This is a genomic window from Streptomyces sp. 147326 (assembly GCF_045000215.1).
Taxonomy (GTDB): domain Bacteria; phylum Actinomycetota; class Actinomycetes; order Streptomycetales; family Streptomycetaceae; genus Streptomyces.
On the sequence record NZ_CP134201.1, the window covers coordinates 1,521,276 to 1,536,502 of the forward strand.

13 protein-coding genes and 1 riboswitch are annotated in these 15,227 nt (G+C 73.0%); of the genes, 1 reads left to right on the forward strand and 12 read right to left on the reverse strand.

Annotation, left to right across the window (positions count from 1 at the left end; translation table 11 throughout):
* Positions 1-129: 129 nt before the first annotated feature.
* From RIU97_RS06955 to RIU97_RS06965, 3 genes are all read right to left on the reverse strand, one after another.
* Entirely contained in the window at positions 130-1,332 is a 1,203-nt protein-coding gene (locus RIU97_RS06955; protein WP_404954209.1) for an MBL fold metallo-hydrolase, read from the reverse strand.
* 103 nt (positions 1,333-1,435) lie between these two features.
* Positions 1,436-2,221 (reverse strand): SGNH/GDSL hydrolase family protein, encoded by a 786-nt coding sequence (locus tag RIU97_RS06960; protein WP_404954211.1) that lies wholly within the window; start codon positions 2,219-2,221, stop codon positions 1,436-1,438.
* Between the two features lie 163 nt (positions 2,222-2,384).
* Complete coding sequence (locus RIU97_RS06965) at positions 2,385-3,362, reverse strand: LysM peptidoglycan-binding domain-containing M23 family metallopeptidase (protein ID WP_404954213.1); 978 nt, start codon at positions 3,360-3,362, stop codon at positions 2,385-2,387.
* Between the two features lie 4 nt (positions 3,363-3,366).
* Positions 3,367-3,572: riboswitch (cyclic di-AMP (ydaO/yuaA leader) on the reverse strand.
* A 282-nt stretch (positions 3,573-3,854) separates the two neighbouring features.
* Here RIU97_RS06965 and RIU97_RS06970 point away from each other — a divergent pair.
* Complete coding sequence (locus RIU97_RS06970; RefSeq protein ID WP_404954215.1) at positions 3,855-4,646, forward strand: tyrosine-protein phosphatase; 792 nt, start codon at positions 3,855-3,857, stop codon at positions 4,644-4,646.
* Between the two features lie 18 nt (positions 4,647-4,664).
* Here the strand turns inward: RIU97_RS06970 and RIU97_RS06975 are convergent, their stop codons facing one another.
* From RIU97_RS06975 to hpnC, 9 genes are all read right to left on the reverse strand, one after another.
* Positions 4,665-6,080, reverse strand: coding sequence for an aspartate aminotransferase family protein (locus RIU97_RS06975; protein WP_404954217.1), 1,416 nt, complete (start codon positions 6,078-6,080; stop codon positions 4,665-4,667).
* On the reverse strand, positions 6,077-7,108 hold the full coding sequence (gene hpnH / locus RIU97_RS06980) for an adenosyl-hopene transferase HpnH (RefSeq protein ID WP_327412467.1): 1,032 nt from the start codon (positions 7,106-7,108) through the stop codon (positions 6,077-6,079). Before hpnH ends, RIU97_RS06975 begins: the two co-directional genes overlap by 4 nt.
* Positions 7,109-7,113: 5 nt before the next feature.
* A complete protein-coding gene (locus tag RIU97_RS06985) occupies positions 7,114-7,806 on the reverse strand; it encodes a 1-hydroxy-2-methyl-2-butenyl 4-diphosphate reductase (protein WP_404954220.1) in 693 nt (230 codons plus the stop codon).
* Positions 7,806-10,142, reverse strand: coding sequence for a squalene--hopene cyclase (gene shc, locus RIU97_RS06990; RefSeq protein ID WP_404954222.1), 2,337 nt, complete (start codon positions 10,140-10,142; stop codon positions 7,806-7,808). Before shc ends, RIU97_RS06985 begins: the two co-directional genes overlap by 1 nt.
* A gap of 120 nt (positions 10,143-10,262) precedes the next feature.
* Complete coding sequence (locus RIU97_RS06995) at positions 10,263-11,438, reverse strand: polyprenyl synthetase family protein (RefSeq protein ID WP_404954224.1); 1,176 nt, start codon at positions 11,436-11,438, stop codon at positions 10,263-10,265.
* Positions 11,435-12,814, reverse strand: coding sequence for a hydroxysqualene dehydroxylase HpnE (gene hpnE / locus RIU97_RS07000; protein WP_404954226.1), 1,380 nt, complete (start codon positions 12,812-12,814; stop codon positions 11,435-11,437). The genes RIU97_RS06995 and hpnE overlap by 4 nt, the downstream gene beginning before the upstream one ends.
* Complete coding sequence (locus tag RIU97_RS07005; protein ID WP_404954228.1) at positions 12,811-13,155, reverse strand: hypothetical protein; 345 nt, start codon at positions 13,153-13,155, stop codon at positions 12,811-12,813. Before RIU97_RS07005 ends, hpnE begins: the two co-directional genes overlap by 4 nt.
* Positions 13,155-14,075 carry a presqualene diphosphate synthase HpnD gene (hpnD, locus tag RIU97_RS07010; protein ID WP_404954230.1) on the reverse strand — a complete coding sequence of 307 codons (921 nt, stop codon included), beginning with the start codon at positions 14,073-14,075 and terminating at the stop codon, positions 13,155-13,157. The genes RIU97_RS07005 and hpnD overlap by 1 nt, the downstream gene beginning before the upstream one ends.
* A gap of 44 nt (positions 14,076-14,119) precedes the next feature.
* Positions 14,120-15,058 (reverse strand): squalene synthase HpnC, encoded by a 939-nt coding sequence (gene hpnC, locus RIU97_RS07015; protein WP_404954232.1) that lies wholly within the window; start codon positions 15,056-15,058, stop codon positions 14,120-14,122.
* Between the last annotated feature and the right edge of the window lie 169 nt (positions 15,059-15,227).

Sequence of the window (15,227 nt, forward strand, 5' to 3'; positions counted from 1 at the left end):
CGGTGGAGCGCTCGCACAGCAGCCCGAATGCGCCGGGCGCTCCCGGGCGGGGACAGCCGCCCGCCTCGCGCCCTCGCCCCCCGGGGTGGCGCCGCCGTCCGCCCCGGGCCCGCGGCGGGCGGCGGTACGTCAGGACCCGACGGCCTCGGGTTCCTCGCGGATCACGGCCTCCGGCCGCTCCGCGGTGACGGGGCCCGGGGTCACGGCCGGGGCGATGGCCGCGCCGCCCGCGACGAACGGCCGCCACCAGGGTTTGGCCGGAGCCTCGCTGGACCCCGGCTCGAACGGCTGGCCCGGGATCGGCAGCGCGATGGCCGCGCCGGCGCCCTCGGCGGCGGACAGCGTGCCCTCGCCCGGCTCGTCCCACGGGTGCAGGGCCAGGTTGAAGGTGCCCCAGTGGATCGGCAGCATCGTGCCGTGCGCGGTGCCGCCCTGCAGGTCGAGGTGGGCGCGCATGCCTTCCTCGGGGGTCATGTGGATGTCGGGCCAGTATTCCGAGTACGCCCCGATCTGGATCATCGTGGCGTCGAAGGGCCCGTGCTCGGCGCCGATCTCGTGGAAGCCGGGGAAGTACCCGGTGTCCCCGCTGTGGTAGATCCGGTGCTCGTCGCCCGCGACGACCCAGGAGGCCCACAGGGTGTGCTGCTGATTGCGCAGGCCGCGTCCGCAGAAGTGCCGGGCGGGGGTGGCCGTCAGCGAGAGCCCGGCGATCTTGGTGCTCTCGTTCCAGTCCAGCTCGCGCAGCCGGTCGGCGGACACGCCCCAGCGCTCCAGGTGCGCGCCCACGCCCAGCGGGACGGCGAAGACCGTGTCCGTACCGGCCAGGGCCTTGATGGTGGGCAGGTCGAGGTGGTCGTAGTGGTCGTGCGAGATCACCACGACGTCGACCTCGCCCAGCGAGGCCAGCGGGACCGGCACCGGGTGCAGCCGCTTGGGGCCGGCGAAGGGAAAGGGGGAGCAGCGATCGCCCCACACCGGGTCGAACAGCACGCGGCGGCCGTCGATCTCCGCGAGCACGCTGGAGTGGCCCATCCAGGTCAGCCGCAGACCGCTCACGGGCGGCTTCGCCAGCTCCGCGAGGGTCGTCGGGTACACGGGAATGGGCGCGGCCGGACTGCGCCGTACCCGCTGCTCCCGGTGGAAGTAGATCTTGGCGAACTCCGCCATCGACCCCGAGGGCCTGTTCCGGGCCCCGACCGGGTTCTGGAAGACGCCGTCGGCGAAGTTCGGCGAGCGGCGGATGCGGTCCAGCCGGGCACCGGACGGGTCCGCGCCGAAGGCTTCGGGCCGCAGGGCGCGCAGCCGGGGACGCAGGGGACGGGAGCCGGTCAAAGCGCCTCCAGGGAGGATGGAATAAGGGGTGGTCGTCTCTCTACGACCATCCCAACGCACACCGGCCCCGAAGGATTCCGCTTACCGCCCCGTCCCCTTCCGTCTACAGCGGCAGCAGGTCGGGCCGCTTCGCCTCGACGTGGTCCCCGGAGGACTCCCCGCGCAGCCGCCGGCCGATCCACGGCACGAGGTGGTCGCGGGCCCACTGGATGTTGTCGCGGGTCACGTCCACCGAGCCGCGCGGCCGCTGCGGCGGCCACGGCTGGTCGGGATCGGTCGGCACGTCCAGCCCGAGCACCTGCGCCGCCCGCAGCGCGACCCGCGTGTGCCCCTCGGGCGAGAGGTGCAGCCGGTCCATGTCCCACGCCCGCCGGTCCTGTACGGATTTCAGCGACCAGAGGTCGAGCACCGGGCAGTCGTAGCGGTCGGCGATGGCGCGCACGTGCGCGCTGTACGTCGCCACCTTGCCCCGGAGGTGCTTGAGGACCGGCACGCCCCGGGTGTCGAAGCCGGTCGTGATCATGACCTGGCCGACCGCGCCGGCGAGGTCGGCCACGGCCGCCTCGAACCGTTCCGCCACGTGGTCCGGGTCGCTGCCGGGCCGGATGATGTCGTTGCCGCCCGCGCAGAAGCTGACCAGGTCCGGTGCGAGGGCCTTGGCTCTCGGAAGCTGGTCGGCCACGATCTGGTCGAGGAGCTTCCCGCGCACCGCCAGATTCGCATAACGGAAGTCGTGCTCGTCGCGCTGATCGGCCAGGAGTACGGCGAGCCGGTCCGCCCAGCCGAGATGCGAATCCCCGGGTCCCGGGTCCCCCACGCCTTCGGTGAAGCTGTCCCCGATCGCCGCGTACGAGCCGATGGTCTTGAGTTTGGTCGTCGTCGCTGCCACGGGACACCATCCTTCACTCCCGTAACCAACCTACGCCAACGTAATGAGGGGTTGACGGACCGTGATCTCTACCACGTGGGGGATAAGGAATAAGTACACATGAGGCCGGGACCCCCCTCGGGTCCCGGCCTCACGCGTGTCCGTGCTCCGACGGCGGGTGCCGTCAGATGCTCACGCCCTTGGAGCGGAGGTAGGCCAGCGGGTCGATGTCGGAGCCGTACGAGGGGCCCGTGCGGATCTCGAAGTGGAGGTGCGGGCCGGTGGAGTTGCCCGTGGAGCCGGAGAGGCCGAGGGTCTGGCCGGCGGTGACGCTCTGGCCGGAGGAGACGGACAACTGGGACAGGTGGGCGTACTGGGAGTACTTGCCGTCCGCGTGCCGGATGACGACCTCGTTGCCGTACGCACCGCTCCAGCCGGCGGAGACCACGGTGCCCGCGCCGACGGCCTTGACGGTGGTACCGGAGCTCGCGATGAAGTCGACGCCGGTGTGGTAACCGGAGGACCACATGCTGCCCGCGACCTTGTACTGGGTGGAGATGCCGCCGCCGAGCGGGGCGACGAAGCCGGAGGCCGACTGCTGCCCGGCGGGAGCCTCGGCGGCGGGGTCCGGCCGCGCGGGGGCCTTCGCGGCCGGCTTCGGGGCCGCCTTGGGAGCCGCCTTGGGAGCCGCCTTCGGCGCCGCCTCGGGGGCGGACTGCGGAGCGGCCTCGGCCTCGGGAGCGGCCTCGGGAGCGGATTCCACCGGAGCCGCCTCGGCCGCACCGCCGAGGTTCAGCTTCAGGCCGGGGTGGATCAGCGACGGGTTGGCGCCGACCGCCTCGCGGTTGTCGGCGTACAGCTGTTCCCAGCCGCCGGACAGGTGCCGCTCGGCGGCGATCTTGGAGAGGTAGTCGCCCGGCACGACCGTGTAGACGCTCGGCGCGCTCTGCACGGCGGCGGCGGGCGCGGCCTGCAGTGCTACGGGGAGCTGCGGGGCCACCGCGGGGGCCACCGCGGTCGCGGCGGCCGGCGAGCCGCCCGCGTGGGCGCCGGCCGCGCCGATCAGCGGCAGCGCGAGGGCCGCGCCGCCGGTGCCTGCGACGGCGAAACCGCGCGATATCGAAAGGGACTTGGGTCGGCGGTGCTTACCCTTTGCAGGCATGGCGAATTCCTCTCCGGCGCCTGCGAGGTGAGCTGTCGGGTTCGGACTGGAGATGTCCGGACGTACATGAACGGCACATGTACGTCTTCACCCCGAGCCGTCCCGGCGAAAAGATCTCCGGAACAGCGGCTTACCTGGTTCCCCCGCTCCTGCCGCACGAATGGTCGGGTGCGGTTTCCGGGCGGCGGCAGGATTCGGCGATCCACCCGGATCGATCGCGAAGGTAATCCCTTGCGCCAGCAGGGAACAAGCCACGAATTTCCTGACGGAATCACAGGGATGGGGAATCGGCGAAATTCCGGTCACCCTCCGTCCATTACCCGCCGTCAACAACCCCCCTGACGGGGCCATTCGGCATTCGCGATCAGGCACTCACGGTCACCGTATGATCTGGCTCACGGGGACGTGCCCGATCTCGCCTCCGGATATGGCAAGTTGGCGCCAACCAGCTCAATTCGGACAGATGTCTCACCAGAAAGCGGAGGAGCTCACGTGACCCAGCAGATACAGGAGCCGGAGCTGACCGGAGTGCGCAATTTCCGTGATGTGGGCGGATTGCCGACTTCTGATGGACGAAGGGTCAGGACGGGACGACTCTTCCGAAGCGGACATCTCGCACATGCCACCGAAACCGATGCAGAGTTCCTCGCCTCGCTCGGCCTCCACACCGTCTTCGACTTCCGCAACGGCGCCGACCACGCGCTGGAGGGGCCGGACGTGGAACTGCCCGGCGTACGGAACGTGAACATCCCGCTCTCGGATCCGGCCGACGGCCGGGAGTTCTGGCGGCTGGTGCGCGACGGCGACCTCGGGCAGCTGCGCGCGATCCTGGGCGACGGCAAGGCCGCGGCCCGGATGACGAACTCGTACCGCAGGATCATCGAGCAGCGCACCGCCGAGCACAGCCGGGTCGTGCACGCGCTCGCCGAGGACAGCGTCCCCGCCCTCCTGCACTGCGCGGCCGGCAAGGACCGGGCCGGCCTGTCGATCGCCGTGACCCTGCTCGCGCTGGGCGTCGGGCGCGAGGCGATCGTGGCGGACTACCTGGAGTCAAACGCCCCGCACCGCCGCTACCGGGTGCGCCGCAGCGGCGCGTCCGACGAGGCCCGCTCCCCCGAGGTGATGGAGCTCCTCGCGCCGCTCTTCGACGCCCGTGCCGAGTACCTGGTCGCCGCGTTCGAGACCATCGACGAGACCTGGGGCGGGGTGGACCCCTACCTGGCGGAGGGCCTCGGGCTGAAGCCCGAGACCCTCGGCCGGCTGCGCGACCAACTGCTGGAGTAGACCGCCCGGAGCGGGCCGTCAGCGCTGGGCGACGGCCTGCTTCACCAGCGTCCTGCCGAAGTCCCACATCAGCCCGGACCCGCCGTGCGCCTCGTCCATGACCGCGCGGAAGGCGCCGACGAACCGGTCGACGTCCCGCTCGTCCACGACCAGCGGCGGGATGAGCTTGATGACCTCCAGGTGGTCCCCGGAGACCTGGGTGAGGATCCGGTGCTTCTGGAGCAGCGGCACCACGACCATCTGGGCGAAGAGCCCCTTGCGGGCCGCCTGCAGCATCGTCCACCGGCTGCGCAGCCCCAGCGAGGACGGCCGGCCGAACTCGATGCCGATCATCAGCCCGCGCCCCCGCACCTCGTGCAGCAGCTCGTACTCGTCCACCATGGCCGCGAGCCGCCCGCGCAGCAGGTCACCCGTGGCCCGGGCGTGCGCGACGAGCTCCTCGTCCTCCATGACCGACAGCACCGCCAGCCCGGCCGCCATCGCCTGCGCGTTGGACCCGAAGCTCGCGGAGTGGACGAGCACCCGGTCCATGGACGAGTAGACCTTCTTGAAGATCCAGTCCTTGCCCAGGGTCGCGCCGACCGGCACGTAGCCGCCCGACAGCGCCTTGGCCACGCACACCAGGTCCGGTTCCACGCCCGGCTCGTGCTGGTACGCGTAGAAGTCCCCGGTACGTCCGAGGCCGGTCTGCACCTCGTCCGCGATCAGCAGCGCCTTGTGCCGGTGCAGCAGTTCCTGCGCGGCGAGCAGGAACCCGGGCGGGGCCTCCAGTACCCCCTTGCCCTGGATCGGCTCCACGACGAAGGCGGCGACGTCGCCCTTGCGGAGCTCCCGCTCCAGGGCTCCCAGGTCACCCAGGGCGATCTTCGTGTCCGGGAGCAGGGGGGCGAAGCCGTCGCGGAACCCGCCCTCCCCGTTCACCGACAACGAGCCCGTGGTCAGGCCGTGGAAGGCGTGGTCGCAGTAGAGGATCCTGGGCCGCCCGGTGGCGAACCGGGCGAACTTCAGGGCCGTCTCCACCGCCTCGGTGCCGCTGTTGCCGAAGAAGACCCGGTCCAGGTGCGGACTGTACGAGAGCAGCTTCTCGGCCAGCAGCCCCGGCAGCGGCTGGCAGTCGAAGCGGGTGAGGTCGGCGAGCTGCGCGTCCAGGACGTCGTGCAGGGCCCGGCGGACGACCGGGTGGTGGCGGCCCAGGCCCATCACCCCGAAGCCGGCCAGCATGTCCAGGTAGTCGTTGCCCTCGGCGTCCCAGAAATGGGCGCCCTCGGCCCGCTCGTAGACCTTGTCGAAGCCGATGGTGTGCAGCATCCGGGGCAGTTGGTGGTTGAGGTGCCGGGCGTGCAGCTCGTACCGCTCCCCTCCGCGCGCGGCGAGCAGGGCGCCGAGGTCGAAGCCCTTGCCCCGGGCGCCCGCTCCTTCCTCCGCCGGGGTCATGCCGACGCGTCCCGGTTGCCGCCGATCGTCTCCCGGGCCGCTCGCAGGGATTCCTTGAGGGAGCCCATGGTGGCGAGGACGGCGGTGGGCTCGTAGCCGCAGTGCGCCATGCAGTTCGCGCAGCGCGGGTCCTTTCCGCGGCCGTACTTGCTCCAGTCGGTGTCGTTGATCAGCTCCCGGTACGTCGGTACGTAGCCGTCGCTCATCAGATAGCAGGGGCGCTGCCAGCCGAAGAGGGAGTAATTCGGAATGGCCCAGGCCGTGCAGGGGAAATCGGCTTTCCCTTCCAGGAAGTCCAGGAAGAGCGGCGAGTGATTGAGCCGCCAGCGCCGCCGGTTGCCGCCCGCGAAGGCCTTCCTGAAGAGTTCCCGCGTCTGTTCGACGCCGAGGAAGTGTTCCTGGTCGGGGGCCTTTTCGTAGGCGTAGGCGGGCGAGATCATCATCTCGTCGACCTGCAGGTCGTCGTTGAGGTAGTTGAGCACCTCGATGATCGTCTGCGGGGTGTCCGTGTTGAAGAAGGTGGAGTTGGTGGTCACCCGGAACCCGCGCTTCTTCGCCTCCTTGATGGCCGCGACCGCCTCGTCGAAGACGCCTTCCTTGGCCACGGACTCGTCGTGGCGCTCGCGCAGGCCGTCGATGTGCACGGCGAAGGCGAAATACGGGGAAGGGGTGAACTTCTCGATCTTCTTGCGCAGGAGCATCGCATTGGTGCAGAGGAATACGTACTTCCGCCTCGCCACCAACTGCCGGACGATCTCGTGGATCTGCGGGTGCATCAAGGGCTCGCCGCCCGCGATGGACACCATCGGCGCGCCGGACTCCAGCACGGCGCCGACCGCCTGGGCGACCGGCATGCGCTGCTTGAGCACCCCGGCCGGATGCTGGATCTTTCCGCAGCCCTCACAGGCCAGGTTGCAGGCGTAGAGCGGCTCCAGCTCGACGATCAGCGGGAACTTCTCACGCTTGCGGAGCTTCTGTTCGAGAAGATAGGTCCCGACCCTGATGGACTGGCGCAGCGGCATGGCCATCTGGCTCACCTCCTGGGGAGCAGCAAAGAACGGTGCCATTCGTAAAACGCGGGCAGTACGGCACGCAGAACGCGGAAGGCCGATATTCCCCCGCGAACCGTGCCGATACGGACGAGCTCATGCTCCGGAGCGTCCACGATCACCCGGACGGCCGCAACCGGGCGGCCGCCGCCCGGGCAGGGGCCTCCACGGGTGGCGGTCCACAGGGTGGCCGCGGACTCCATGTCGACCGCGATGGCGCCGGTGGCGCGCAGCTGCGCGCGCTCCTGGCCGCGGACGACGTGGTCGGATCCGGTCAGTGCGCCGGTGTGCACGGTCCGGCCCGGTGCGGCCCGGGCCAGTGCCTCGGCGAGCAGGGCGGTGCCGGTGCAGGTGACGGACCCCTGCGGGTCCCGGGTCTCCTCGGCGACGACCAGGTCGCCGGGGTGCATGCCGGGGAGCAGCCCGGCGCAGAACCCGGTGGCGAGGACGGCGGCCCGGTCCATCCCGGGCCGGTCCAGTGCCCGGACGACCGCACGCCCGGCCGCGCGCGGGCCCATCCCCGTACGCAGCAGGGAGTAGCCCCCGGCCGGGCCGCGGGCCGCCCCGGGCCCGGCGCTGCGCAGCGCCGCCTGCTCGATGCGCAGCGCGCAGGCGACCAGCAGCGGGTCGGGGTTCCGGGCCCGGTCCCCCTCGGTCCGCTCCGGCACGGCGGACATCACAGGCCCCCGCCCGGGGCGAACGGCTCCCCGTACAGGTAGCGGCCGAGCGCGGTCAGCGGGAACACCTGCCGGTACAGGTGGTAGTTGATGGAGAAGTCCCAGGGGAAGCCGGTGCCCGTGAAGTACGGCTCGTCCCAGGAGCCGTCCTCCCGCTGCGTCTCCGTCAGGTAGCCGATGCCCCGTTCGACGGCCTTGCCGTCCCGCTCGCCGGCCGACAGGAGGGCCATCAGCGCCCACGCGGTCTGCGAGGCGGTGGAGGCCCCCTTGCCGGCCCAGGACGGGTCCTTGTAGGAACGCTGGTCCTCGCCCCACCCGCCGTCCTCGTTCTGTACGGTCTCCAGCCAGCGCACGGCCCGGCGGATCGCGGGATGTCCGGGGGAGATGCCCGCCGCGGTGAGCGCCGGGATCACCGACCCGGTGCCGTAGACGTAGTTGGTGCCCCAGCGGCCGAACCAGGCGCCGTTCGGCTCCTGTTCGGCGAGCAGCCAGGCGATGCCGCGCCGGGTCCGGGCGTCGCCCGCCCGGCCCTCGAAGGCGAGCATCTCCACGACGTGGGCGGTGACGTCGGCCGAGGGCGGGTCGATGACCTCGCCGAAGTCGCAGAAGGGCAGCCGGTTCGGGAAGGGGCTGGTGTTGTCGGCGTCGAAGGCGCCCCAGGCGCCGTTCTTCGACTGCATGCCGAGGTTCCAGGACACGCCGCGGGCGATGGCCGCCTCGACCCGGGCCGGGTCGGGGTGCCGGATCCGGCGCAGTGCGAGGACGACCTCGGCGGTGTCGTCGATGTCGGGGTAGGTGTCGTTGTGGAACTCGAAGGCCCAGCCGCCGGGGGCCAGCCCCGGCCGCCGCACCGCCCAGTCCCCGCTGCGGGTGATCTCCTCGCCGAGCATCCAGTCGGCGGCCTTGACCAGTGCCGGGTGGTCGGGGCGCAGGCCCGCGTCGGCGAGGGCGATCGCGGCCAGACAGGTGTCCCACACCGGGGACTGGCAGGCTTCGATCATCCGGGCGCCGTCCTCGCGCCACACCGCGAAGCGGTCCAGGGATTCCAGTCCGGCGCGCATCACGGGGTGCCCGAGGTCGTAGCCGAGCAGGTGCAGGGCGATGACGGAGTACACGGCGGGCGGCTGGATCCCGCCCCAGCAGCCGTCGTTCTCCTGCCGCTCGACGATCCAGCGGCCGGCGGTGGCCATGGCGGCCTTGCGCAGCCGGCGCGGGGCGAACCGCCGGTAGACGTGCAGGGCCTTGTCCATCCGCTGGAAGGCGCCCTCCCAGCTGGTCGGCGGGGCGGGGCGCCTGGCGGGGTTCGGCACCCGTGCGTCGGCGTGCAGTTCGTCGAGGGCGAAGGGGGCCGGGCGGACCGGCCGCAGTGCGGAGACCACGGTGAGCGGGACGATGGTCTGGCGGGCCCAGCAGCCGAAGTCGTAGATGTTCAGGGGCACCCAGGACGGCAGGAACACCAGCTCGGGCGGGAGTTCGGGCAGGTGGTCCCAGTTCCACCAGCCGAAGAGCGCCAGCCAGATCCGGGTGAAGACGCGGGCGGCGGCGATCCCTCCGTGGGCCCGGATCCAGGCCGAGGCGCGGGCCATGTGCGGGGCGTCCGGCGCGTCCCCGGCGAGGCGCAGCGCGACGTAGGCCTCGATGGTGGCGGACAGTTCGGACGGGCCGCCGTGGAAGGTGGCCCAGGTGCCGTCCTCCCGCTGCTCGCCGCGGATGAACAGGGCCGCGGCGTGGGTGGTGGCCTCGTCCCGGATGCCGAGGAACTGCCGCAGCAGCAGGTCCTCCGCGTCCATGGTGACGTTGGTCTCCAGGTCGCCCTTCCACCAGCCCTCGGCGTCCTGACGCTCCAGCAGGTGCCGGGCCGCCCGCGCGGTGGCCTCGTACACGCCCGGCGGGGCGCCGTACGGCGGCTCGGGCAGGTCCGCGGCGGCCCGGTCCGGTCCCGCCCGGTCCGGTCCGGGGGGCGCGCCCGCGAGCACGCTCACGCGCACGCGGCCACCGGGCTCGCCCGGCGGGTCGGCCTCCGGGGCGAAGTCGGGCGGTGCGGCGCCCGGCGCCCGCGCCGCGCCGGGCCGGTCCCCGAGCGGGCTCACGCGCACCCGGCCGCCGTCCGCTGCGGGCGTGCCGCGCGAGCCGTATTCGGCCCGCGGGCCGGCGGCGCCCGGCGCGTCGCCGTATTCGGCCTGCAGGCCGGGCCGGCCTGCGCGGGGCGGGGCCGGGGGCCCCGCTTCGGCGGACGGGCCGCGGGCGTGCCCCACGCCGGGAGCCACCGGGAGGCCCGGGGCTGATTCGCTGCCAGCGGCAGCGCCCTCGGCGCTGCCGTCGGTCGTCGCTGTCATGGCTTCCCCTTAGAACAGTGTCCTGTGCTGTGCTGGGGTCTGCCGTCGGCCGGTGCGCGCCACGCTCAGATGGCGGCTCCGGCCGGCGACTCGCGATTCATATCCGCTGTCGGGTGGCGATCACCTCTTGCGCACGACGACGAAGTCGGCGAGGTCCACGAGCTGTTCGCGCACCCGCTGCGGCATGTCGACGTCGTCGAGGGCCCGGATCGCCACGGCGTGCTGGCGGCGTGCCTCGTCGGCGGTCCACTGGCGGCCGCCGGCCTCCTCGATGAGCGCCGCGCGGGCGGCGAACTCCTCCTCCGAGAAGTTCTCGAAGTCGCTGGCCTTGGCGTCCGCGGCGAGCAGTTCGGCGAGCTGCTCGGAGGCAGGACCGCCGGCCGCGAGGGCGGCGACGACCGGCAGGGACTTCTTGCGCTGGCGCAGGTCGCTCCAGGTCTGCTTGCCGGTGGCCTCCGGGTCGCCCCAGATGCCGAGCAGGTCGTCGACGGCCTGGAAGGCGAGGCCCAGGTGGTAGCCGTACTCCTCCAGCTTGTCGGCCGTACGGTCGTCCGCGCCGCCGAGCACCGCGCCGATGGAGACCGCGCAGGCGAGGAGCGCGCCGGTCTTGTTGCCCTCCATCTCCAGGCATTCCTCGACGCTGACGCGCTCGCGGTGCTCGTAGGAGATGTCCTGCGCCTGGCCGTCGATGAGCTTGCGGCTGGCGGTGGTCAGCCGGCGGGTCGCCCGGCCGGCCTCGACGGTGCCGAGCTCCAGCAGCACCTCGTTGGCGAGGGCGAAGAGGGCGTCGCCGACCAGGATCGCGAGGGCCGGTCCGTGCACCTTCCACACCGTGTCGCGGTGGCGGCGCTGCTCGTCGCCGTCCATCAGGTCGTCGTGCAGCAGCGAGAAGTTGTGCACGAGCTCGACGGCGACGGCGCCGGGGATGCCGACCTCGGCCGCGGCGCCCGCGGCTTCGGCGGAGAGCAGCGCGAGGGCGGGGCGTACGGCCTTGCCGCCGTCGCCGTCCGCCGGGTTGCCCTGGGCGTCGATCCAGCCGAAGTGGTAGGCGGCGACGGTGTCCATGGGCGCGGCGAGCCGGTCCACGGCCGCGCGGAGCACGGGGGTCGACAGTGTGCGGCCGCGCTCCAGGAGGGCGATCGTGTCCGCCTTCTCCGCGCCCCTTCCGGCCGTGCCCACACTGGCATCCGTGTTCTCGACGGCCGGATTCCCCGGGTTCACTGGCTCTCCTCTTGTTCCTGTAGGTGCTGTGCCGGTGTTGCTGGTCGTGCTCGTCGTGCTCGTGGTGAGCGTCATGCCGCCTCCTGCAGAGGGTGGTCGCGGTGGCGGCCGAGCGCGGCGAGTGCGGCGTGCGCCGCGCTCATTCCGCTCCGGACGGCGCCCTCCATGGTCGCGGGCCAACCGGTGGCGGTCCACGCACCGGCCAGGTAGAGCCCCGGCGTGTCGGTGCGCGCCCCGGGGCGCAGCCGGCCGACCCCGGGGGTGGGGGCGAAGGTGGCGGTCCGCTCCCGGGTGACGAAGAAGTCCCGTACCTTGGCGCCCCGAGCGGCGGGGAGCAGCCGCTCCAGCTCGGGCAGGTACTTGGCGCGCAGGACCGAGACGGGCTCGTCGATGTCGTCCTGGGCGGCGGACTGGGAGAGCGCCAGGTACTGGCCGCCGTCGGGGAGCCCGGAGGATTCGGTGCGGTCGAAGACCCACTGCACCGGGGAGCCGAGCGCCGCGAAGAAGGGCTGCCTGACCACCTTGCGCTCGTAGACGACGTGGACGTTGAGGATGGGCGCGGTGCCGATGTCGAGGAGCTTGTCGGGGTCGGCGAGGGCGCCGGCCGGCAGCAGTCCGTGTGCCTCGCGCTGCGGGACGGCGAGGACGACGGTCCCGGCGTCGAGGGACTCGTCCTCGGTGTCGATCCGCCAGTTCCCTTCGGCGGTACGGGAGATGCCCGTGACCCGGGTGCGCAGCTCGGTCCGTACGCCGGCCGCGTCGAGGGCCTTGCGGGCGAGGCCGTCGTGCAGGTCGCCCAGCGGTACGTGGGCCCAGCCGATGTCGGCGGCGCCGTTCTCGGAGAGCAGGCCGGTCTTGAACACCATGGCGGCCAGGCCCAGCGAGGACTGGGCGGCGGTGGCGTTCAGGGTGGCGATGCCGACGAGGTCCCACAGGGCCTCGATGGCGCGCGGGCTCTGGCCGTAGCGGCCGAGCCAGGTCGCGAAGTCCAGGCCGTCGAGGGCCGGGTCGGCGGGGTCGAGGCGGCGCAGCGCGAGGGCGGCGCGGCCGACGCTCGCGCGCTCGGCGAGGGACAGGTGCGGGTAGCGGGCCAGCGACCCGGCCAGGTGCAGGGGCACGGGCAGGGCGCTGCGGCGCAGCCGTCCCAGGCGCGGGCCGCCGGGGTGGGCCACGTCGAGGACGGGTACGTCGAGCCGGTCCTGGAGGGGGGCGAGGGCGGCGCCGTCGACGCGGTCGAGGAACCACCGGTAGGCGGTGCAGCACCGCAGGTAGACGTGCTGGCCGTTGTCGACGTCGAGGTCGCCGCGCTTGAAGGAGAAGGCGAGCCCGCCGAGCCGGGGGCGGCCCTCCAGCAGGGTCACGCGGAGCCCTGCGTCGGCGAGTTCGAGGGCGGTGGTGACCCCGGCGAGGCCGCCGCCCACGACGACGGCGTGCTGGTCGGTGCCGGTCATGCGCCCTCCCCCGTGGTGCGGTCGCCCTCCGGGCCGGCCGGTCGGTCCTGGGCGGGCGAGGCCGCCCCGTGTGCGGCGGCCCGCCCGGCAGGGCCGGAGTCCGCCGGAAGAGACGCGCCCGCAGCCGCGGTGGTTGCCCGGGCTCCGTCCCGGCCGCGACGGCCCGCCGGGCGCGGGCGCCCCGCGGCGGCTACGGCCTCCGGAACGCCGGACGCGCCCGCGCCGCGCGGGGTGACGGGCGCACTCGTGGAGCCGGCCCGCGCGGCCCGGTACGGCGCGGCGGCCGCGCACGCCGGGACCGCTCCCGGAGCCGTCGCCGGGGGCAGGGTGATCGGTGCCATCAGGGCCGCCTCCGCGTGCTCTGGCGGGAGATGGTGCGCGCGTCGAGGCCGGACAGGCCGCGGACGGCGACGTACGCCTTCTCGTGCGGCGGCAGCGAGACGCGGCCCCGCAGCACCGCCTCCGGCTCCCGCTCGATGCGGTCGAGGAGGCGGCGGTAGATGCCGGCCATGGCGGCCACGCAGGCGCCGCTGCGCCGGTCGAGCATCGGCAGCAGCCGGTAGCCCTCGACGAACAGGACGCGGGCGCGCCGGACTTCGTGGTGGACCAGCCCGGCGAAGTCGGAGCCGGCGGGCGCCCGGTCGCCGTGGAAGCCTTCCGAGCAGCCGAACTTGGCGAGGTCCTCCGCGGGCAGGTAGGTGCGTCCGTTGCCGGCGTCCTCGCGAACGTCGCGGAGGATGTTGGTGAGTTGCAGGGCGAGGCCGAGGGTGTCGGCGTACTCGGAGGCGCGCCCGGAGTCGGCCGCGCCCGCCGTGGTGCCGAACACGCCGAGCGAGAGCCGGCCGATGGCGCCGGCGACGCAGCGGCAGTAGGCCTTGAGGTCGTCCCAGGTCTCGTAGGTCTCGCCGCGGACGTCCATCAGGACGCCGTCGATGAGTTCGTCGAGGCCGCCGAGCGGGATCGGGAAGCGGCGGGCGGCGTGCGCGAGGGCGACGGCGACCGGGTCGGTGTCGTCCTCGTCGATCTCCTCGGCCAGGATCCGTCCGAGCAGGGCGCGGGTCTCCTCCAGCCGGGCCAGCTTGGCCTCGGGCGGCAGCGTGCCGTCGCCGATGTCGTCGACGCGCCGGGAGAAGGCGTACAGCGCGGACATCGCCTGCCGCTTGTCGGTGGGCAGCAGCCGGATGCCGTACGCGAAATTGCGCGCCTGTGAACCGGTGACGGCCTCGCAGTAGCTGTAGGCCGCCGAAATCGGTGCGGACATCGCAGCCGGTGCGGACGCGTGTGTGGGGCCCTCCACGGTCGGGCTCACCCCTTTCTCGGCGCTGTGCGCAGGACGGCGGCAACCTCGCGGAGCAGGCCGCTCTTGGTGGGCTTGGGCGGGCCGGGGAGTACGTCGAAGCCGGCGGCCGTGACGGCTCGCAGGGCTGCGCGCCCTCCTCCCACGAAGCCCGCGAGCAGCAGCCGGAGTCTGCCGTGCACGCTACCCACGAGCGGGGTGCCTTCATTCAGCAGTTCGCGTGCGCGCTCAGTTTCGAATGCGACCAGGGCGCGTACGGACGCGCCGGCGGACGGGGCCGCCAGATCGGCCTCGCTCACGTGGAAGCGCCGCATGTCCTCGGCGGGCAGGTAGATCCGGTCGTTGCCGAGGTCCTCGGCGACGTCCTGGATGTGCTCGACGATCTGCAGGGCGGTGCAGACGGCGTCGGAGCGGCGGATGCGTTCGGGGGTGCTGGTGCCGGTGAGGGAGAGCACGAGGCGCCCGACCGGGTTCGCGGAGAGCTCGCAGTAGCCGACCAGGTCCCCGTAGGTCTCGTAGCGCGTGACCCGCTGGTCCTGGCGGTTGGCCTCGATGAGCCCGAGGAAGGGCTCGGGGGTGAGCCCGTGGGCGCGGACCACGGGCTGCAGGGCGAGGAGCAGGGGGTGCCTCGGGGGGCCGGCCGGGCCGCCGGAACCGTTGAAGACACGGAGCAGGTCCGCCTCGAGGGCGTCGAGCATCGCGAGCCGGTCGTCGGCGGCGTCCGGGTCGAGGCCGAGGAGTACGGCGTCGCGCCCGCCGGGGGCGAGGTCGCCGTCGCCGATGTCGTCGACGAGGCGGGCGTACCCGTAGACGGCCATCAGCCCGTCGCGCCAGGCGCGCGGAAGGAAAGCGGGGGCGACGGGGAAGTTCTCCGCCGATGCCTTGTCGAGGGTGGCGCTCACGTGGACCGTGTCGGACGGGGGCCGGATGCCGTGCGCCGCGGTCACCGCCCGCCGCCAGGGGCGGGGACGGCCGTCGTGCCTGGGGGCCGGAGAATTCCCGTAGCCATTGCCGTCACATCTCCCGTTCTACACTGCCGACCCAATACATCCCATTTCGGACACGCCGCCGGGGCTTTCGCCGGGGCTGCCCCAGGGCCGTTCACCTGCGGGGAAT

Excerpts from the sequence above, each read along its gene's own strand:
- RIU97_RS06965 (WP_404954213.1), bottom strand. The coding sequence starts at position 3,362 with ATGCCTGCAAAGGGTAAGCACCGCCGACCCAAGTCCCTTTCGATATCG.
- RIU97_RS06975 (WP_404954217.1), bottom strand. The coding sequence starts at position 6,080 with ATGACCCCGGCGGAGGAAGGAGCGGGCGCCCGGGGCAAGGGCTTCGAC.
- hpnH (WP_327412467.1), bottom strand. The coding sequence starts at position 7,108 with ATGGCCATGCCGCTGCGCCAGTCCATCAGGGTCGGGACCTATCTTCTC.
- RIU97_RS06985 (WP_404954220.1), bottom strand. The coding sequence starts at position 7,806 with ATGTCCGCCGTGCCGGAGCGGACCGAGGGGGACCGGGCCCGGAACCCC.
- shc (WP_404954222.1), bottom strand. The coding sequence starts at position 10,142 with ATGACAGCGACGACCGACGGCAGCGCCGAGGGCGCTGCCGCTGGCAGC.
- RIU97_RS06995 (WP_404954224.1), bottom strand. The coding sequence starts at position 11,438 with ATGACGCTCACCACGAGCACGACGAGCACGACCAGCAACACCGGCACA.
- hpnE (WP_404954226.1), bottom strand. The coding sequence starts at position 12,814 with ATGACCGGCACCGACCAGCACGCCGTCGTCGTGGGCGGCGGCCTCGCC.
- RIU97_RS07005 (WP_404954228.1), bottom strand. The coding sequence starts at position 13,155 with ATGGCACCGATCACCCTGCCCCCGGCGACGGCTCCGGGAGCGGTCCCG.
- hpnD (WP_404954230.1), bottom strand. The coding sequence starts at position 14,075 with ATGTCCGCACCGATTTCGGCGGCCTACAGCTACTGCGAGGCCGTCACC.